A 19,023-nucleotide genomic window follows, 5' to 3' on the forward strand; every position below is an offset into this window, starting at 1 on the left:
ACCCCCGGTCCTCGTTCGTCACCGTCCGACTTGTGCTGCGGGGCGCGGTGTTTCGCCCACCCGCCGGGCGATCAGCCCCACATCTGCGCGTACGGGTGGGAGCAGATCTCGATGACGGTCCCCCACGGGTCCTGGCAGTAGACGATGGCGTACCCCTTCTCGGCGTCAATGACGACGGGTGCGGCTCGGCGCTGTCCCCCGGCCGCGACGATCCGGTCGGACAGGCCGTGCAGGTCCGGTGACGTCAGGGCGAAGTGGTTGATCCCGGTCATCCAGAATTCGAAGTTGTCCTCGCGGGCCGCCGTCGCCGGTTCGTCGAAATGGAACAGCTCCAGGCCGACGGCGTCGGCGAACGCCAGGTGCGCGAAGCGGAACCGCCGGAACCCCCGGCCGTAGACGGTCGCGGCGGCGTCGCCCAGGGGCGAGCCGTCCTCGCGCACCTCGAGCGGGCCGGTCAGCAGGTAGGCGCCGAGCGTCTCGGTATACCAGCGGATCGCGGCGTCCAGATCCGGCACGGTCACCCCCACGTGCGAGAAGGCGGGTGAGACGCGGGGCGCCGCTACGGGCTCGGTCATGGATCGGACTCCTTGCGCAGCACGGGGTGTCGAGCGGGATGTGGGCATCGAAAGGGCTGGTCACAGCGCTGTCAACGCGCCGCTGAGGTCGTCGGCGGAATGCGGACAACGGGCGCGTCGGGCGGATGGTGCGGTCCGGGTGGGACCCCTAACGTCTCGCCCACTCGCAGGACCCACCTTCGAAAAGGACGACCGATGGCAGACGATTTCGCGGCGGAGCCGGCCCGCCGGGCCCAGATGGAGGATCACGCCCTCACCGCGGTCCCCGACTCCGAACGGCGCTCCGGGTGGGGTCTGATGACCAACACGGCCGGCATCGCCTCCACCCTCATCCAGCTGGCCATCGGCGGAACGGTGACGTTGATCGCCGGTGTCTGGTGGGGCCTGCTGGCCGGGGTGGTGGTGACGGTGTTCGGCGGGACCCTCGGCTGGCTCGTCGGTCACGTCGCGTACAAGTCGGGCACGTCCAGCACGGTGACGGCCCGCTTCTACGGTCTGGGCACGCGGGGATCGGCACTGGCCTCGTTGATCTTCGCGTTCATGATCCTGGGCTTCCTGGCCCTGGAGAACGCGTTGCTGTACTACGGCACGCTGTTCATGTTCGGGTGGGCCCCGAGCCTGCTGAACGCGGTGCTGATCTACGGCGTGCTCACCCTGGTCTGGATCGCGTTGACCGTCTTCGGGCTGCCCCTGGTGCAGAAGACGTCGATGATCCTGCTGGTCGCGTTCGTCGCGCTCACGGTCGTCCTGGCCTTCGTGGCGCTGCGCGACTCGTCGCTGTCCCTCGGTGAACTGTTCGCCGCCGGACCCGCGGTGCCCGGCTTCGAGAGCGACGGGGCCCGGTTCACCGCGGTGCTGTCGATCCTGGCCGGCTCAGCCGGCGCGCTGGCCCTGGTCGATGCCGATTTCGCCCGGTACGCCCGGTCGACCAGGGACGTCGGCATCCTGGCCGTCGGTGGCGCGATCATGATCGACGTCGTCGTCGTGGTGCTCGGCACCATCCTCATCCACGCGGGGTCCGGCGTGGTCAGCGACTACCTCACCGCCAATCCGGCGATCGCGGCCACCCAGCAGGGCGAGACCGTCGCCGACAAGCTGGCCTGGATGATCGCCAACAACTCCGGCGCGTTCTTCATCGTGCTGGCCGGCACCCTCGGCTTCATCCTCATGTACGTCGCGCAGGTCAAGGCGCAGGTGCTGAACACCTACAGCGGTTCGCTCTCGCTGTCGAACCTGGCCGACGGGCTCTTCGGCCGCAGCCCGGGCCGGGTCACCATGGTCGTCGTCGGCAACGTCATCGCCCTGATCATGGTCGCCGGCGACATCCTCGGCCTGATCGGCAGCTACCTGGGCATCCTCGGTGTCACCACCACCGCGCTGGCCGGCGTGATCATCGCCGACTACTTCATCGTCCGCCGCCGCCGGGTGGCCGACCCGGCCGAGACCGAGTCGGTCAACTGGGCCGGGGTGATCTCCGTGGTCGGCGCGGCCGTCCTCGGTGGCGTCCTGCAGGAGACCGGGGTGACGTCCCTCGGTTTCGTGGTCGCGCTCGTCGTGGTGCTCATCGCCTACCCGGCTCTGCGGACGACCGTGCTCCGTCCGGCCGACCGCCGGGTCGCCGTCCGCTGATCGGGACGGGCGGCCGGGTAGCCCCGGCCGCCCGTTCGTTACACCGTCGACATGTCATTTCGTTGACGTTCGATCGAAAACAGTCATACGCTCCGCCCGCGACGTCCGCCGTCGTGAAGGAGTGTGAGCCCCGTGACCGCCGCCACCGCCGAACGTGCACCCGCCCCGCATCCCGGACTCCGCGGGCCCCGGCCGCTGCCGACGCTCGCCCGCACGGTGCTGCGGAGCGCCGACGTCGACGAGACCCGGGAGGTCGTCGGTGCCGCCTTCTGCCCGCACACCCTCGAACTCGCCGACCGCTCGGCCCCGCTGGCCACCCGCTACCGCGCGGTCCAGGCCGGCGACATCGGCGTCACCGTCCTGGACTACGGCGCCGCCGTGCACATCACGACCCATGGCTCGGGCGACGTGATCCTGGTCGAGATCCCGCTCGGCGGCCACTCCACCGTGACGTGCGCGGGAGACACCGTCGACGCGGACCGGTCGACCGGCGCCGTCCTGTCACTCCGGGAACCGACCACCGTGCGCCGCGCGGCCCACAGCCCGCAACTGATCGTCCGGATCGAACGCGCCGCGCTGGAGGAGCAGCTGCGGGCCCTCACCGGGTCCGTGGTGCGCGGCCCGCTGCGCTTCTCGCCGAAGCTGGACCTCACCACGGCCGCCGCGCGATCCTGGCGTCGGCTGGTCGACCTGTTCCGGCTGGAAGCGGACGACGAGGGCACCCTGGTGCACGACGCCGCGGCCCTGCTGCAGTTCCGCAGTCTGCTGCTCACCCAGCTCCTCACGCTGCAGCCGCACAGCCATAGCGATGCCCTGCACGGGCCGGCCCGGGCCCCGATCCCCCGGCTCGTCCGCCGGGCCGCGGAACTCATAGACGATCACGCCGACGAACCGCTGACCGTCGAGGACATCGCGCAGGCCACCGGGATGAGCGTGCGGGCCCTGCAGCAGGGTTTCCGGCAGTACCTCGACACCACGCCCACCGAGTACCTGCGTGACGTCCGCCTGGAACGCGTGCACACCGCCCTGCGGGCCGCCGATCGCAGCTCCCTGACCGTCACCGACGTCGCGTTCCGCTGGGGGTTCACGCACCTCGGACGGTTCGCCGGCGACTACCGGCGTCGTTTCGGGGAGGCCCCGTCGACCACCCTGCGCTCCTGAAGGGCCGACCGGGAGGTCACCACCAGCCTTTGCGTTTGGCCCACACCAGCAGCGTGACGGACATGATCAGCATGACGGTCAGGGTCACCGACAGGCTGACGTAGTGGGTCTCGTCGTTGACGATGAGATTCATCCCGAGCACCGAGGACAGGGCCGTGATCGGCAGCGTCACGGCGGCGATGACGGCCAACCGTTCGGCGGCGATGGTCATCTTGGTGTTGGTACGGGTCTGGTAGAACTCGATCGTGCCCTGCAGGTAGTCCTTCTGGCTGTGGGCCATCGCGGCCAGCCGATCGAACTGGTCGACGGTGTCCTGCAGCAGGCGGTGCCCCCGCTTCGTGCCGAAAACATTGATGCGGGCCATCCGCGCGTACACCTCCCGGCTCAGGGCGGCCATCGTGCGGACGGTGATCAGGCCGTGACGAGTCCGGAACAGCTCCTCCAGGAACTGCTCGACGTCACCGAGATGTCCCCCGGTCACCCGCTTCTCGAGGTCCCACACCTCACCGGTGAGCGTGGCCGTGTAGTCGCGCAGCCGCCCGCACAGCGCTGAGACCAACGCATAGGAGATCTCGAAGGGCAGTTCCGGCCGGAACCGGCCGTCGACGATCCGGCGCAGGGCGGACCTGACCTCGACCATGGCCTCGTCCGGGTCGACGGCGGGGTTCAACGGGCCGTGCACCGTGACCAGATAGTTCGGCCCGATGAACTGGTCGAGCTCGACGTAGTGCACGTGACCGGCCCGACCCGCCGACGGAGCGTGCAGCACGACGAACACGTGGTCGCCATACACGTGCACCTTGGGCACCTGACGCCGTTCGCGGCAGTCGGCGATGGCCAGCGGGTGGAAGGCGAAGGCGTCGGCGAGGATGCGCTCGGCCGCGTCGTCCCATGTCGGGACGTCGACCCAGACGATGCCGTCCGTCCGGGTGAGCAGCACGGGCAGCTCGGCCGGCTCGTGATCGGTCACCGGCCCCTCGGTCACCGGCCCGTCGGGCGCCGGCGACCCCGGGGCCGGGTGCGCCGTCCGAACGAAGCGGATGTCCACAGGTGCCTCCCACCGGCACCCGGGCTGGGGCGCCCGGGCGGCCGACCGGTCACGGAGCCTACGTCCGGACCTGTCGACCGGCGCGACGGAATCGCTGGGGACGACCCGGGGTGGCGCTCAGAAGCGCGGGTGCTCCCCGGTCATGACGACCCGGTCGACGTTGGCGCGGGTGGCGGTCTTCGCCGCCCCGTCGACCTTGGCCGCGTCCACGCTCTTGACGCCGTCGGCCTTCTCGACGGTCCCGAGGACGACGTTCCAGACGTGCCGGGCCGTCAGCATCGCGCGAGCGCGGTCCACGTCCTCGGCCGGCAGCACGGCGACCATGCCGATGCCCATGTTGAAGGCGGACTCCATCTCCTCCTTGGGCACCCGCCCGTGGCTGGCGATGTAGTTGAAGACCGGCAGCGGAGTCCAGGCCCGCCGGTCCAGGTGCGCGGTCAGTCCGGCCGGGATCACGCGGGCCAGGTTGCCGGCCAGGCCGCCGCCGGTGATGTGGGCGTAGGCGTGCACGTCGGTCTCCCGGGCCAGGGCCAGGCAGTCCAGCGCGTAGATCCGGCAGGGCTCCAGGAGCTCCTCGCCCAGGGTGCGGCCGAACTCCTCGACGTGCCCGTCCAGCGGCAACCGGGCGATGTCCAGCAGCACGTGGCGGACCAGCGAGTAGCCGTTGGAGTGGATCCCGGAGGAGCCGAGGCCGAGCACCACGTCACCGGGCTGCACCCGCTCCGGGCCGAGGACGTTCTCGGCCTCGACGACCCCCACCGCGGTGGCGGCCAGGTCGTAGTCCTCGGGGGCCATCAGACCGGGGTGCTCGGCGGTCTCGCCGCCGACCAGTGCGCAGCCGGCCTGCACGCAACCGGTCGCGATGCCCTCGACGACCTTGGCGATCTTCTCGGGATCCAACTGCCCGCAGGCGATGTAGTCCTGCAGGAACAGCGGTTCGGCACCACAGGCGACCAGGTCGTCGGCGACCATCGCCACCAGGTCGATGCCGATCGTGTGGTGGACGTCCATCGCCTGCGCGATGGCCGACTTGGTGCCCACGCCGTCGGTGGAGGAGGCCAGCAGCGGGTCGCGGTACTTGTGCTGCGGCATGCGGAACAGGGACGCGAACCCGCCGATGCTGCCGATGACCTCGGACCGGTGGGTCCGCTGCGTGTGCGGGCGGATCAGGTCGACGGCGTCCTCACCGGCCTGGATGGACACACCCGCTCCCGCATAGGTGGCGCCGGATCCGATGGGGTGTCGCGTGCTCACTGGTGGGTCGCCTTCCGGCTGGGGTCGTCGGTGACGACTGGTGCAGGGGAACAGGGGGCGCGCTCCGGCCGGAGCGACGCCGTCAGGGTCGGCTGAGCGCGTCCTCGGCGCCGTAGCCGGCGGACGTCACCGGGGCGGCGGGCCCGGCCACACCGCGGGCGGGTTCACCGACCCCGGGCCGCAGGTGCGGATCGCTGGCCGGGCGGCCGGGAACGGCGGTGACCCCGTTCGGGCTGGACACGCCGCGGGCGATGCCCTCCAGGACGTGCTTGCCGACCTGGGCGGGGATCGGGATGGGGTACTCGCCGGTGAAGCACGCCGCGCAGAGCCGGTTCTTCGGCTGTTCGGAGGCGGCCACCAGATCGTCCATCGAGACGTACTCGAGGGTGTCGGCACCGATCGACCGGCGGACCGACTCGACGTCCCCGGCGTTGGCGATCAGCTCGGCGCGGGAGGCGAAGTCGATGCCGTAGAAGCAGGGCCACCGCACGGGCGGCGAAGCGATGCGGACGTGCACCTCGAGCGCGCCGGCCTCCCGCAGCATCCGGACCAGGGCCCGCTGGGTGTTCCCCCGGACGATCGAGTCGTCGACCACGACGAGCCGCTTGCCGCGGATGACGTCGCGCAGCGGGTTCAGCTTGAGCCGGATGCCGAGCTGACGGATCGTCTGCGACGGCTGGATGAAGGTCCGTCCGACGTAGGCGTTCTTGACCAGCCCCTGGCCGTAGGGGATGCCGGAGGCCTCGGCGTACCCGATGGCCGCGGGCGTACCCGATTCCGGGGTCGGGATGACCAGGTCGGCCTCGACGGGCGACTGCCGGGCCAGCCGGCGACCGATCTCCAGGCGGGTGGCCTGCACCCCGCGGCCGGAGATGGTGGTGTCCGGGCGGGCCAGGTAGACGTACTCGAAGACGCAGCCCTTGGGGGTGGGGTTGGCGAACCGCTCGCTGCGCAGACCGTCGGCGTCGATGGCCAGCAGCTCACCCGGCTCGACCTCACGGACGAAGGACGCGCCGACGATGTCCAGCGCCGCGGTCTCCGAGGCGACGACCCAGCCACGGTCGAGCCGGCCGAGCACCAGCGGGCGGACGCCGTGCGGATCGCGGGCGGCGTAGAGGGTGTGCTCGTCGCAGAACACCAAGCAGAACGCGCCCTCCAGGGTGGGCAGCAGCTCCATGGCCGCCGCCTCCAACCCGGAGTCGGCCGACTGGGCCGCGAGCAGCCGGGTCAGGACGTCGGAATCGGTGGAGCACTTGCCGCGGCGGAAGGTGTCCGGCAGGGCGGCGACCCGGGCGGCCAGCTCGACGGTGTTGACGAGGTTGCCGTTGTGGCCGAGCGCGATACCGGAGCCGACTTCGGTGGTGGCGAACGTCGGCTGCGCGTTCTCCCAGGTGGTGGACCCGGTGGTGGAGTACCGGCAGTGCCCGACGGCGATGTGCCCGTGCAGGGACGACAGCGTCTGCTCGTCGAAGACCTGGGAGACCAGGCCGAGGTCCTTGAACACCACGATCTGCGAGCCGTCGGCGACGGCGATGCCGGCGGCCTCCTGGCCGCGGTGCTGCAGCGCGTACAGGCCGTAGTAGGAGAGCTTGGCGACTTCCTCACCCGGGGCCCAGACGCCGAAGACACCGCATTCCTCACGCGGGTCGGCGTCCACCTCGATACCGGACGGACCACCACAACCCGGACTCCCGGTGACCGGGGTGATCGGGAGGGATCGAGCCGAAGGTAGGGGATCGGAACTAGTCAGGGCCGGAGACGGACCTTTACCCACGAAACCGTGCTCCTCTGCCGGGCGACTGCGGGGGAATCAGCGGTACCCCACTGTACCTGGCCGGAGGGCTCCCGGAAGATGCGACCGGTGTGAGAGTGCCGATCCCCTCACGGGCGGACGACGTCCGCCGCCATCCCCATGGCTGCGAAGGTCGGGCGGCGGTCGTGCTCGATGTGGGCGTAGGCCACGGACTCGGCGAGGCGTTCGTTGCCCGAGGCGATGGCGTCGCGCAGGGCGACGTGTTCGGTCAGCGCATCGTCGGCCGGCAGTCCGCTGGACAGGTAGAAGAGCCAGGTGATGCGCCCGGAGATGGTCCGCATCATGCGCAGCAGCAGGTCGTTGGCGGCGACGGCGACGACGGCCTCGTGGTAGGCGGTGGACGCGCAGGCGATGCCGTAGGCGTCCCCCGCGGTGACCGCCCGCTGGGAGGCCGCCAGGGCCGCGTCCAGCGGATCGAGCGAGCGGCCGAGCGCGGCGCGCCGGGCGGCGTGACGGGCGGCGCCGACCTCCAGGGCGAGCCGCACGTCGAACAGGTCGTCGATGGCCTTGCCGTCCCAGCTGGCCACGACCGCGCCACGCCGCGGGAACGTGTGCACGAATCCGTCGCGTTCCAGCAGCGGCACCGCCTCGCGCAGGGGCACCCGGGAGACGTGCAGCTCCTCACCGATCCTGGCCTCCGGCAGGCGGCTGCCCTGCGGGTACTGGCCGAGGATGATGCGCTCCCGCACCGTGGCGTAGATGCTGCGCGACAGCGACGGCGAGCGCCCGTCGCCCGCGGCGGCAGCGTGGTCCCCCGGCGGGCCGGCGTCGACGGCGGTGGCCCGCCCCGCGCCGGCGGCCGCCCCGATCGGCGTCGCGGTCCCGGTCATCGATCCCCCTCTGTGGTTCCGCCGGATGGTGCCCGGCGGTCTTGCGCGGCCACCCGATCGTCGCGGACGGCGCAGATGGTGCGCGGGCCGGGACCGTGACGGCACGGTCCCGGCCCGCGTCCGGTCAGCTGCCGATGCCCAGCAGTGAGAAGTTGAGCTCGTTGGCCCCCAGATTCTGGCTGGCCGGCACCCCGGTCAGCCAGGGCCGCGCCACCACCCAGTCCTTGTTGTAGGACAGGTTGAGGAAGCAGCCGGTCTGTCCGTACAGGTCACCGGCCTTCACGTAGGTGGCGGTGTCACCGGTGCCGACGGCCTGATTGAGCAGGTCGTTGACCTCGGTGGACTGGCAGCCGAAGTAGTTGATGCCGCCGGAGGCGTCCCAGAACACGTGACCCCACATGTACGGATCACCGCCGTCCGGGCCGTTGTTGCCGTCGATGAAGGCGTCCGGACCCTGGGTCGGGTCGTTGATCCAGCCGAACACGGTCGACGTGTCGTAGCCCTGGGCCGACGCGTCGAGCCCGGCGGCCTGCAGGTTGGCCACCACGATGTTGGTCATCGACTGGGCGTTGACGTTGCCGTTGGCGTAGCCGATGACCAGCTTCTTCTCGGTCCCGGCCGGCAGCCCGGCGACGTAGTCCTTCAGCGCCGAGGCGTCGTAGGAGATCGCCTGCTTGTCCTGACCGCCGGGGATCATGCCCTTGGCGTACATGGTGGTCGCGACCTCGGAGCGCTGGCCGAGCACCTGGGACACCAGCGCCGACTGGTCGATGGACTTGAGGAACGCGACCCGGGCGGGGGCGTCGGCGAAGAACGCGTGGCTCGGGTTGACCGTCACCATGGCGCCCTGCAGCGTCGGCAGGAAGTAGTTCGAGACGGCTGAGTTGCCGGTGTACTTGCCCAGGCTGGAGGACGGCAGCGCGGCGACGATGGTGTCCACCGTGCCGTTGTCGAAGGCGAGCTCCAGCGCGGACGGGTCGGTGTAGACCGGCAGCTCGACGGTGGTGAACGGGGACTTGGTGCCCCAGTAGCCGTCGTACCGGGTCAGGGTGTACTTCACCCCGGTCTGCGCGGTGGTCAGCTGGTAGGGCCCGGTGCCCAGATCGTGGGTGGTGAGGTAGGTCTGGGCGTTGTCGGAGCCGGCGTTGGCCTGCAACCCGGTGGGCGACTCCATCTTCGGGCCGAACGGCGACGCCAGGTAGCTCAGGAACGCGGTGTTCGGAGCGTCCAGGTGTACGACAGCGGTGTAGTCGTCGGGGGTCTCGACCTTGGTCACCCCGGCGACCATGTACGCCGCGCCGCCCTTGACCGCGATGCGGCGCTGGAAGGCGACGTCGACGGCGGCCGAGGTGAACGGGGTGCCGTCGTGGAACGTGACGCCCTTGCGCAGGTGGAAGGTGTAGACGTCGTTGGTGGAGTTGACCTCCCACGACTCGGCCAGCCGCGGTGCGATCTCCACCTGGTCGGTGTCGTTCTTGTACTGCACGAGGCCTTCGTAGGCGTTGATCATGATCGCGGTGCCGTTGTTGGCGTAGTAGATGTCCGGGTCCGGCGGCTGGCCGATGTCGCCGAGCAGGCCGACGGTGAGCACCCCGTCGGTCGGCGCGGCGGCCGGGTCGCTGGCCGCGGCCGACGACGTCTTGGTGCCTGAACTGCAGGCCGCGACGGACAGGACGAGCGCGAGAGCGGCTGCAGCGCAGCCGATCCGGCGCAGTGGACGGCGAGCAGACACGACAGACTCCTTGGCGGGGCGAGGTGGGCGCGGGACGACGGGAGGCACGGGGGCGTGCGGCAAGCACCGTTGGACGGTGCGGACGGGTGCGGGTGGAGCAGTCCCGCGACACTGCGGGCGCGGGTGGGTCGCGTCAGCCGGTGGCGACCCGGGGGTCGGCGACGGCCTGCAGCAGGTCGACGACGAGGGTCGTGAGGACGTAGATGGTTCCGAGGACGAGCGTCACCCCGGCGATGGCCGGGAAGTCGTCGACCGGGATCGACGCCGCCAGGTAGTTGCCGATGCCGGGCCAGGAGAAGACCTGCTCGACGACGACCACCCCGGCGAACATGAACCCGAGTTGCAGACCGGCCATGGACAGACCGGGGCCGATGGCATTGCGCACCACGTGCCGGCGCAATACCTGGCCCTCCGTGAGGCCCTTGGACCGGGCGGTGCGCACGTAGTCGATGTGCAGCACCCCCTCCAGGGACGACCGCAGGATCCGGCCGATGGCCACGGCCGGGGCGATGGCCAGCACGGTGGCCGGCAGCACCACGTGGGCCAGCGCGTCCAGGAAGGCGTCGACCTGGCCGTGCAGCGCGGTGTCCACCAGCAGCATCCCGGTCGGCCCCGGGTCCTCGTAGTCGCCGGCGCCGCGGGCGGGCAGCCAGTGCAGCTGGCCGAAGAACACGATGATCCCGACGATGGCCAGCAGGAACGGCGGCGCCGTGGCCAGCAGCAGCAGCGCACTGCGGCCGACGGTGCCCCCCAGCCAGCCCCGCACGGACGAGATCGCGTACAGCGCCGCCAGAACCAGCGCGATGACGAAGGCGACCAGCACCAGCTGCACCGTGGCCGGGACGTAGACGCCGAGGTCGGCGGCGACCGGTTGACGGGTCCGCAGCGACTGGCCGAAGTCGCCGGTGAGCAACCCGCCCAGGAAGTGCAGGTACTGGGTGAGGAACGGGTCGTTCATCCCCAGCTGCTGCCGGGCCGCTGCGACCGCCTCGGGCGAGGCATTCGCGCCGACGTACGCCCGGGCCGGGTCGCCCGGCGCGATCTGCCCGAGCCAGAAGATGACGAACGTCAGCACCAGCAGGATGCCCGCCGCGGCGGCGACCCGTCGGGCCAGGAAGGAGAGCATGGCCGTTACCTCCGGACCGGGACGAGACTGCGGACGGCGTCGCCGCCGACGTTGGCGACCAGGGACAGCAGCAGGACGGCGAGACCCGGGATGCCGGGCACCCACCACTGGGACAGCACCTGGGACAGCGCCCGGGCGCTGTCGGCGCCCAGTTCGGGGGCCGGGGCCTGCTGGCCCAACCCCAGGAACGACAGCCCGGCCAGCAGCAGGACGACGTTGCCGATGTCCAGGCTGGCGGTGACGATCGCCGTCGGCACGATGCCGGGCAGCAGATGGCGGGTGACGATCCGGACCGGTCCGACTCCGGCCAGCCGGGCCGCCTCGACGTGCGGCCGGACGGCCAGCGCCCGCACCTCACCCCGCACGATGCGGGCGTAGTACGGCCACCACACGATGGCCACACCGACGAGCGTGTTGGTCAGACCGGGGCCGAGGGCGGCGACGATGGCGATGGCCACCAGAGCGCCGGGCAGGGCCAGGAACAGGTCGGTGACGCGCATCAGGACGGTGTCGACCCAGCCGCCGGTGGCGCCGGCGACGAGCCCGACCAGGCCGCCGATGATCAGGCCACTGGCCACCACCGCCAGCGCGGAGAGCCAACTGACCTGGATACCGACCAGCGTGCGGGACAACAGGTCCCGACCGATCCCGTCGGTGCCCAGCGGGAACCCGGCGGACAGCGGCGGCAGGTTGATCGCGCCGACCGGTTGCACCGGGTCGTGCGGCGCGAGCAGCCGGGCGGTCAGCGCCAGCAGGGTGATCAGGGCCAGCAGTCCGACCCCGGCCAGGGCCAGTGGCCGGGGCATGCCGCCGGCCCGGACCACGGACCGTCGGAACCGGGACGGCGCGGCCACCGCGATACTGCTCATGAGGCCACCTCTCCGACGATCTCGGGCACGGCCGCCAGCAGCGTCCGGGTGTACTCCTCGCGGGGTTCCGCGATGACCTGTTCGGCCGGTCCCAGCTCGACGACCCGGCCCTGCTGCATGACGGCGATCCGGTCGCCCATCAGCCGGGCGACGGCCAGGTCGTGGGTCACGAACAGCACGGTCATCCCCAGCCGGGCCCGCAGGTCACGGATGAGGGCGAGCACGGTGCGGGCCATCGACGTGTCGAGTGCGCTGGTCGGTTCGTCGCACAGCAGGACGGTGGGCGGGACGATGGTGGCCCGGGCCAGGCCGACCCGCTGCCGTTGGCCCCCGGACAGCTCACCGGGCCGGGCGTCGGCGACCTCGGGGGGCAGACCGACCGCGCCGAGCGCGGCGACCACCCGTTCCCGGGTCGCGGTGCGGCTCAGGTGCTCGCCGCGCAGCCGTTCGCCGAGCAGCTCGCCGATGGTCAGCCACGGGGTGAGCGACGACCCGGCGTCCTGGAAGACCATCTGCGGCCCACCGCCGGGGCCGTGCAGGGTGATCGACCCGGCGGTGGGCTGCTCGAGCCCGGCGATCATGCGGAGCAGGGTCGACTTGCCCGAGCCGCTCTCCCCCACCACGGCCAGCGACTCGCCGGGCGGGATGTCCAGGTCGACGCCGTCCACCGCAATGAGCGTGGTCCCCCGGCGCCGGCCGGCCCGGACGCGGAACTCCTTGCGCACCGACGTGAGTCGGACCGCCGGCGGGGTGTCCGTCGCGTCGTCGGCGTCGGTGGCGCGGTCGAACCGGTCGTCACGGGGCATCCGCAGCGTGAGCCGGGCGGCCAGCAGGGAGCGGGTGTACTCGTGCTGCGGGTCGCGGACGACGGCGGCGGCCGGGCCGACCTCGACCAGTTCGCCGTGGTGCAGGACGGCCAGCCGGTCGGCGATCTGGTCGGCCACGCCGAGGTCGTGGGTGATGAGCAGGACGGAACAGCCGAAGTCGTCCCGCAGCTCGCGGAGCAGCTCCAGCAGCTGGGCCTGGACGGTGACGTCCAACGCGGTCGTCGGCTCGTCGGCCACGACCAGCGCGGGGCGCCCGGCGACGGCGATCGCGGCCATCACCCGCTGGCGCAGCCCACCGGAGAGCTCGTGCGGGAACACCGTGAGGCGGGCCGGGGCGTCCCGGACGCCGACGGTCTGCAGCAGCCCGATCGAGACGGCGTCGTCGCCGGTGACCTCGCCGATCTGCCGGCCGATCCGCATGGTCGGGTTCAGCGACGTCATCGGGTCCTGGAAGATCGCGCCGAGCGAGTCGCGCCGCACGGCCCGGCGCTGCGACTCCGGCGCCGACACCATGTCGACCCCGGCGACGACGACCGATCCGCCGGTCTGCGGCTGGGAGTCGGCCGGCAGCAACCCGAGCAGGCTCAGGGCGAGCATGCTCTTGCCCGATCCGGACTGGCCGACCAGGCCGAGCACCTCGCCGCGGCCGATCTCCAGGTCGATCCCGTGCAGCACCTCGCTACGAACACCGTTGCGCACCAGCGACAACGAGTAGTCCCGCACCACCGCGACCGGCCCGTCGGGGGTCGACCCGGGGGTGGCCGTCTTCCCGACTGCCCCGCGACCGCGCTTCACGACGCGGCCCCGGCCGGCAGCCGGTCGACCGGCTGCGGGAACAGCTCGGGCTGGGCCATGACGGCCTCGTGCAACGCGGCCGGGGTGGTGAACCAGACCGACCCGTCGCGGGCCAGCCGCTGCAGCGCCTGACCGACCGCGTGCGCCCGGAACGGGGCCCCACTGATGAACGAGTGCAGGACGATGCTCATCACCAGGGGCCGCTCGGCGGCTTCCGCGCGGAGCACCGCGAACTCGTCGTCGATCATGGCCGCGAACTCGTGCGGTCCGACCTGCCGGCCGATCATCGTCGACGAGTCGTTGATCTCGGCGTTGTACGGGATCGCCAGCAGGGGGGTCGACGCCGTCGGCAACCAGACGGGCTGGTCGTCCAGCCGCAGGTCGAGCAGGTAGCGATAGCCGTTGGCCGCCAGCAGATCCAGCGTCGCCGGGGTGTGGGTCAGCCACGGGCTCGACCAGCCGCCGGGTGCGGCGCCCTCCTCCTGCTCGATGCGCCGGGCGACGTCGGCCAGGTACGCGCCCTCGGCGTCCGGCTTCATCCCGGCCAGGGAATCGGAGTTGGACCGGCCGTGGGCGACGATCTCGCCGCCGATCGCCCGGGCGGCGGCCAGCACCTGCGGCGCCTCGTCGTAGACGTCGGTGTTCAGCAGCACGGTCGGCGGGATGCCGAGGCGGCCGAGCAGGTCGAACAGCCGGAACGCCCCGACCCGGTTGCCGTAGTCGCGCCAGGCGGTGTTCACCAGGTCGGGCGCCGGGACACCGGGCAGTACGTCCTCGGTGTGACCGTCGCCGAAGCGGTAGGCCTCGACCCCGACGCAGACCACGACGGCGAGCGACTTCCCGCGGGGCCAGTGGCCGTGCGGGCGGGTGGGCAGGGCCGAGTACCGGTACCCCGCTGGGCTGGTCATGGTGTGTCCTTCCGGAAGGCGTGCGGGACGACGGGCGCGGGGCTCGCATCACCGGGGGCGGGGACCAGCCAGCGGCTGAACCCGACGTCGGTGGCCGCGGCGCGGTCGGCGATGTGGCGGTAGGCGGGCAGCAGCTTCCCGGACTCGGCCCGGGCGGCCGCCAGGGCGGGTTGCCGGCGGGCGAAGGTGTCGCGGGCCTCGTCGAGCAGGGCGTCCTGGTCGACCAGGGACAGCCGGCCGTGCTCGGCGACCACCGTCCCGGCGACCATGGTCAGCACGACGTCCCGGCCGTCCTGGCCGTAGACCAGTTGCTGGCGTAGGTCGTTCAAGGGCGTGAACGCGATGCCGTGCAGGTCGACCAGCGCGAGGTCGGCCAGCGCGCCGGGGGCGACGACCCCCAGCTCACCGGAGCGCCGGACGGCCCGCGCACCGCCGCTCCACAGCGCGTCGAGCACCTCGCGGGCGGTGGGCCATTCGTCCATGCCACGGCCGGCGACGTTGTGGAGCAGGCCGGCCAGCTTGGCCACGGTCCACACGTTGATGGTGTCGTCGCAGATGGCCTCGTCGGTGCCGAGGGCGACCGGGACGCCGTGGTCGAGCATGGCCCGCCAGGGCATCACGCCGCTGCCCAGCCGCAGGTTGCTGACCGGGTTGTGCACGACTGTGGCGCCGCTGTGGGCCAGGGTCGCCATGTCGACGTGGTCGACCCAGACGGCGTGGATGACGTTGGTCTGCGGCCCGAGCAGCCCGGCGTCCGCGGTCCAGCCGACCACCGACCGTCCGCCGAAGCGGGCTTGCTCGGTCATCAGGGTGCGCTGCACCTTGGTCTCGAGCATGTGGACGTAGAGCGGGATGTCGTGCCGGCGGGCCAGGTCGTCCAGCGCGGCGAAGTAGCCAAGCCCGACCCGCTGCGGGGCGGAGACGGACACCGCCGCCCGGATGCGGTCGTCCGCGGCGCCGTGCCAGGTGCCGATCAGGTGGTCGTAGGCGGCGAGCAGTTCCGACGCCGGCGCCGGGGCCGGGGCGTCGAAGGTCGAACGGATGGCCGGGTCGGTGATCTCGTCGACGAAGGGCAGCTTCTGCGCCTCGGCCAGCTCGGGCTGATCCAGGGCGAGCCAGGCCCGGATGCCGCTGTCGCGGTAGGCGGCGGCGACCGCGTCGATGATCTCCGGGTCCGGGGTGGGCATCAGGAACGCGTCGTCCTGCACGGTGGTGATGCCGCGCTGCAGCATCTCGATGGCCCCGAGCATGGTGCGCAGGTAGGCCTCGCGCGGGGTGGGCGCCAGGGCCGGGTCGGCGGGAGACTCGGCCAGCATGAAGGTCTCGAGCGGCTGACTGGGGACCGAACCGCGCAGGTGGTTGGCCGGTGAGTGGAAGTGGGCGTTGATCAGGCCAGGCAGCACCAGGTGTCGCCCGGCACCGTCGATCACCCGGGCACCGTCCGGCGGGAGCTGGGCCGGCGCGACGGCCGTGATCCGGTCACCGACGACCAGCACGTCGGTCGGCCCGGTCATCCCGGCGGGGGCCGTCTCGTCGTAGACCAGGACGTTGCGGAACAGGGTGGTCATGCGATGCCCTCGGCCAGCCGGAGGGCGGGGACCGTCATCGGCGCGAAGGTCTGGGCCCGGGAGGTGCCCACGCCCATGGCCAGCAGGCTGCTGGCCAGGCCGACCGCGGCGGCGACCCCGTCGATGACCGGCATTCCCACCGTTTCCGAGAGCGGTTCGACCAGGTCGGCCAGTCCGGCGCAGCCGAGCACGATGGCCTCGGCGCCGTCCTGTTCCCGCGCCGCCCAGGCCGCCGTCGCGAAGGTCTCCAGCAGGTGGGTCGACCCGTCCAGCAGGTCGGCCACCCCGGTGTCGACCGCGGAGACCACACAGCGGTGTCCGAGCCCGAGCGCGTGCACGACGCGGTGGCTGTGGGCCGCGGTGCGCGGCGGCAGGGTGATGACGGCGAACCGCTCGGCCACCAGGCAGGCGGTCTGCAACGCGGCCTCGGTCATCCCGATCACCGGGCCGGAGGCCACCTCGCGGGCGGCGGCCACCCCGGTGTCCCCGAAGCAGGCGACCACGAACGCGTCGGTGACGGCATCGTGCCGACGGACGAGTTCCAGCACGCCGACGGCGGCGAACTGCTCCTCGGTGTGGCTCTCCACGCTGGGCACCCCGACATCGGGCTGCGCACCGTGGATCTCGACGCCGAGCGGGGCGACCGCCTGGGCCGCGGTGGTGATCGCCGCGGTCAGCTCGGCCGATGTGTTGGGGTTGACGACGGTGATGCGGGTCATCGGGCCGGCTCCGCGGTGGCGGTCAGCAGACCGTCGATCCCGTGGCCGGACACCGCGGCCCGGGCGGCCCGGGACCCGGCCCGCGCCGCGGCGATCGGGTCGCCGGTGCGCAGGTGGACGGCCGCGAAGGCGCCGGCGAAGGCGTCCCCGGCTCCGGTGCTGTCGACCGGCTCGACCCGCTCGGCCGGCAGGAAGACCGGCTGGGGCGCCTCGGCGGTGGCGATGCAGCACCCGTTCTCGGCCAGGGTGATGACGACGACGCGGGGGCCGAGCGCCAGGAACTCCCGGCAGGCAACGGCCGGATCGGTGGTGCCGGCCAGGGCGTGGGCCTCGACCTCGCTGGGCAGGAAGACGTCGCAGCCGGCGACGGCGGCGCGGACGGCGTCCTCGTTCCCGGCGATGTAGTCCTCCTGCGGGTCGAAGTAGACGACCGCCGCGGTCCGGGGCCGCAGCCAGCCGGCCAGTTCGACCTGGGGGCGCAACGCCATGGCCGACAGCAGGATCCCGTCGGCCTGCCGGGCCTCGTCGTCCACATCGGCCGGCCAGACGGACATCGCCTCGAAGTTCGCCTCGCCGTGCACCAGCTCCCAGGTCCGCCCGCCGGTGGCGTCGTAGCGGACGACGTTGCGCACGGTGGGGTCGGCCCGGCGCGGCAGGGCGGACGGGTCGGTGCCGCTCGCGCGGATCGCATCGACCAGGGCGGGGGTGGCGTCGGCGCCGATCGGGGCGAGCACCCGGGGCCGGCCACCGACGAGCCGGGCGGCCAGCGCGGCGTAGAGGGCGTCGCCGCCGGCCGACTCGACGGCCGAGAGGTCCGGAGCAACGGCGACGTCGATGGTGAGATTGCCGACGCAGCAGAGGGTCCCGCTCATGATCGGCTTCCGGCGGCGCGTTCGGCCGCGGCGTAGGCGGCCAGGCCGAGCTGATACCCGACGAGCTGCGCCGGCAGCACGGTGAGCAGCGGCGACAGCACCTCGGGGACGGCCGGAACGGTGAGTACCGCCTCGGGATGCAGGTCGTCGAAGGCGGTCTCGCCCGCGGTGGTGACGACGTAGAGCCGACCACCCCAGCGATGGGCGTCCCGGCCGGTGTCCACCGACCGCGGCACCACCGGTCCGCTCGGCGCGGTGAGGAACAGCGGCTCGCCCGCCTTCTGCGAGTTGTAGTGGTGGAACTCCTCGGTCTGGATCTCGGCCGCGTGCAGCTGGGTGCACTCCTTGACCTTGGCGGCGCCGATCACCGCGGCGGCCAGGCTCGGTCCGGCCCCGGCGAACAGCACGGTGCCGACCCCGGCGGCGATCTCGGCCGCGGCGATCACGGCGATCGCCGGGGTGAGCCGGGCGATGGTGTCGGCCATCAGGCCGGGCAGGGCGTCCAGGGCCGTCCGCCACACAGCGGCGACCGCCAGTTCGCGTCGCTCGGCGATCCGCACGGCCAGCTCCAACAGCAGCGCGAGCGCCGCGGTGGACGACTGGGTCGGCCAGCCGACCCGGGTCGCCTGTACCAGCAGGGCGACGTCGGCCTCGGTGGCCAGCGTCGAGGACGGGGCGTTGGTGAGGGCGACGGTATACGCTTTGGCTCCCTGGGCAACCATCAGCGCTTCCACGGTGCGGGTGGTCTCGCCGGAACTCGACAGCGTGAGCACCGCGGTCCGCGGCGACAGCAGGTCCCGTCCGTAATACGCGAACTCCAGGCTCTGCCGGGGCTCGCACGGCACCCCGAGCGCGGCCTCCAGGGCGGACCGGGCGGCCATCATGACGGCCAGCGAGTCACCGCAACCCACCAGGACGATCCGGTCGAAGCCCCCCGCCAGCCGGTCGGCGACGTCATCGAGAGTTGTTGTATTGCAACGCAGCGTGGCGGTGACGGCATCGGGCTGGGCGGTCAGCTCCGGGCCGGTCGCCAGCACCCGGGCCCGCAGCTTCGCATCGAGCGGGTCGTTGCTGGGCAGGGCCAGGATGTGGGCTCGCTCGGCGTCGGAGACCCGCTGCACCACCGCTCGCTGCCGGTCGTCCAGGACCGTCGCGGCGGGATCAAGCAAGGGAGTGGCCAGTACCGTCATCGCCGTCCTCGGATCGGGAGGAGATCAGGACTGTCTCCCGATCACGAGAAAAACGGTATACCGTTTGTGTTTCCAGCAGATGGCCGCCGATGCCGTTCCGGTAAACG

16 protein-coding genes are annotated in these 19,023 nt (G+C 72.1%); 2 read left to right on the forward strand and 14 right to left on the reverse strand.

The window, feature by feature from the left end:
• Positions 1-71 precede the first annotated feature (71 nt).
• The gene (locus tag FDO65_RS16180) at positions 72-575 is read right to left on the reverse strand and encodes a VOC family protein (protein WP_137450772.1); all 504 of its coding nucleotides are present in this window, start codon (positions 573-575) and stop codon (positions 72-74) included.
• Between the two features lie 195 nt (positions 576-770).
• Between FDO65_RS16180 and FDO65_RS16185 the strand changes: the two genes are divergently transcribed.
• Both FDO65_RS16185 and FDO65_RS16190 read left to right on the forward strand, forming a co-directional pair.
• Positions 771-2,204 carry a purine-cytosine permease family protein gene (locus FDO65_RS16185; RefSeq protein WP_205850106.1) on the forward strand — a complete coding sequence of 478 codons (1,434 nt, stop codon included), beginning with the start codon at positions 771-773 and terminating at the stop codon, positions 2,202-2,204.
• Positions 2,205-2,336: 132 nt separating this feature from the next.
• Complete coding sequence (locus FDO65_RS16190) at positions 2,337-3,365, forward strand: AraC family transcriptional regulator (protein WP_166442244.1); 1,029 nt, start codon at positions 2,337-2,339, stop codon at positions 3,363-3,365.
• Between the two features lie 16 nt (positions 3,366-3,381).
• Here the strand turns inward: FDO65_RS16190 and FDO65_RS16195 are convergent, their stop codons facing one another.
• From FDO65_RS16195 to FDO65_RS16255, 13 genes are all read right to left on the reverse strand, one after another.
• Entirely contained in the window at positions 3,382-4,335 is a 954-nt protein-coding gene (locus FDO65_RS16195; RefSeq protein ID WP_240757665.1) for a magnesium transporter CorA family protein, read from the reverse strand.
• 195 nt (positions 4,336-4,530) lie between these two features.
• On the reverse strand, positions 4,531-5,667 hold the full coding sequence (gene purM / locus FDO65_RS16200; RefSeq protein ID WP_137450775.1) for a phosphoribosylformylglycinamidine cyclo-ligase: 1,137 nt from the start codon (positions 5,665-5,667) through the stop codon (positions 4,531-4,533).
• Positions 5,668-5,749: 82 nt separating this feature from the next.
• Positions 5,750-7,324 (reverse strand): amidophosphoribosyltransferase, encoded by a 1,575-nt coding sequence (gene purF, locus FDO65_RS16205; RefSeq protein ID WP_240757666.1) that lies wholly within the window; start codon positions 7,322-7,324, stop codon positions 5,750-5,752.
• Positions 7,325-7,548: 224 nt separating this feature from the next.
• The gene (locus tag FDO65_RS16210; RefSeq protein WP_137450776.1) at positions 7,549-8,310 is read right to left on the reverse strand and encodes a GntR family transcriptional regulator; all 762 of its coding nucleotides are present in this window, start codon (positions 8,308-8,310) and stop codon (positions 7,549-7,551) included.
• 124 nt (positions 8,311-8,434) lie between these two features.
• Positions 8,435-10,042, reverse strand: coding sequence for an ABC transporter substrate-binding protein (locus tag FDO65_RS16215; RefSeq protein WP_137450777.1), 1,608 nt, complete (start codon positions 10,040-10,042; stop codon positions 8,435-8,437).
• 133 nt (positions 10,043-10,175) lie between these two features.
• Complete coding sequence (locus tag FDO65_RS16220; RefSeq protein WP_137450778.1) at positions 10,176-11,168, reverse strand: ABC transporter permease; 993 nt, start codon at positions 11,166-11,168, stop codon at positions 10,176-10,178.
• Between the two features lie 5 nt (positions 11,169-11,173).
• Complete coding sequence (locus FDO65_RS16225) at positions 11,174-12,037, reverse strand: ABC transporter permease (RefSeq protein ID WP_137450779.1); 864 nt, start codon at positions 12,035-12,037, stop codon at positions 11,174-11,176.
• The gene (locus FDO65_RS16230) at positions 12,034-13,659 is read right to left on the reverse strand and encodes an ATP-binding cassette domain-containing protein (RefSeq protein WP_166442245.1); all 1,626 of its coding nucleotides are present in this window, start codon (positions 13,657-13,659) and stop codon (positions 12,034-12,036) included. The genes FDO65_RS16225 and FDO65_RS16230 overlap by 4 nt, the downstream gene beginning before the upstream one ends.
• Positions 13,656-14,567, reverse strand: a complete 912-nt coding sequence (locus tag FDO65_RS16235) for a polysaccharide deacetylase family protein (RefSeq protein ID WP_137450781.1) — start codon at positions 14,565-14,567, stop codon at positions 13,656-13,658. The genes FDO65_RS16230 and FDO65_RS16235 overlap by 4 nt, the downstream gene beginning before the upstream one ends.
• On the reverse strand, positions 14,564-16,135 hold the full coding sequence (locus tag FDO65_RS16240; protein WP_137450782.1) for an amidohydrolase family protein: 1,572 nt from the start codon (positions 16,133-16,135) through the stop codon (positions 14,564-14,566). Before FDO65_RS16240 ends, FDO65_RS16235 begins: the two co-directional genes overlap by 4 nt.
• Positions 16,132-16,854: an aspartate/glutamate racemase family protein gene (locus tag FDO65_RS16245; protein WP_137450783.1), complete on the reverse strand. Its 723-nt coding sequence runs from the start codon at positions 16,852-16,854 to the stop codon at positions 16,132-16,134. The genes FDO65_RS16240 and FDO65_RS16245 overlap by 4 nt, the downstream gene beginning before the upstream one ends.
• Positions 16,851-17,726 (reverse strand): carbohydrate kinase family protein, encoded by an 876-nt coding sequence (locus tag FDO65_RS16250; RefSeq protein ID WP_137450784.1) that lies wholly within the window; start codon positions 17,724-17,726, stop codon positions 16,851-16,853. The genes FDO65_RS16245 and FDO65_RS16250 overlap by 4 nt, the downstream gene beginning before the upstream one ends.
• On the reverse strand, positions 17,723-18,916 hold the full coding sequence (locus tag FDO65_RS16255; protein ID WP_137450785.1) for an SIS domain-containing protein: 1,194 nt from the start codon (positions 18,914-18,916) through the stop codon (positions 17,723-17,725). The genes FDO65_RS16250 and FDO65_RS16255 overlap by 4 nt, the downstream gene beginning before the upstream one ends.
• Positions 18,917-19,023: the final 107 nt, after the last annotated feature.

The organism is Nakamurella flava, assembly GCF_005298075.1.
Lineage (GTDB): Bacteria > Actinomycetota > Actinomycetes > Mycobacteriales > Nakamurellaceae > Nakamurella > Nakamurella flava.

What these genes read in the sequence shown, in the direction of transcription:
- FDO65_RS16180 (WP_137450772.1), bottom strand. Translation starts at nt 575, where the DNA reads ATGACCGAGCCCGTAGCGGCGCCCCGCGTCTCACCCGCCTTCTCGCAC.
- FDO65_RS16185 (WP_205850106.1), top strand. Translation starts at nt 771, where the DNA reads ATGGCAGACGATTTCGCGGCGGAGCCGGCCCGCCGGGCCCAGATGGAG.
- FDO65_RS16210 (WP_137450776.1), bottom strand. Translation starts at nt 8,310, where the DNA reads ATGACCGGGACCGCGACGCCGATCGGGGCGGCCGCCGGCGCGGGGCGG.
- FDO65_RS16220 (WP_137450778.1), bottom strand. Translation starts at nt 11,168, where the DNA reads ATGCTCTCCTTCCTGGCCCGACGGGTCGCCGCCGCGGCGGGCATCCTG.
- FDO65_RS16225 (WP_137450779.1), bottom strand. Translation starts at nt 12,037, where the DNA reads ATGAGCAGTATCGCGGTGGCCGCGCCGTCCCGGTTCCGACGGTCCGTG.
- FDO65_RS16235 (WP_137450781.1), bottom strand. Translation starts at nt 14,567, where the DNA reads ATGACCAGCCCAGCGGGGTACCGGTACTCGGCCCTGCCCACCCGCCCG.
- FDO65_RS16240 (WP_137450782.1), bottom strand. Translation starts at nt 16,135, where the DNA reads ATGACCACCCTGTTCCGCAACGTCCTGGTCTACGACGAGACGGCCCCC.
- FDO65_RS16245 (WP_137450783.1), bottom strand. Translation starts at nt 16,854, where the DNA reads ATGACCCGCATCACCGTCGTCAACCCCAACACATCGGCCGAGCTGACC.
- FDO65_RS16250 (WP_137450784.1), bottom strand. Translation starts at nt 17,726, where the DNA reads ATGAGCGGGACCCTCTGCTGCGTCGGCAATCTCACCATCGACGTCGCC.
- FDO65_RS16255 (WP_137450785.1), bottom strand. Translation starts at nt 18,916, where the DNA reads ATGACGGTACTGGCCACTCCCTTGCTTGATCCCGCCGCGACGGTCCTG.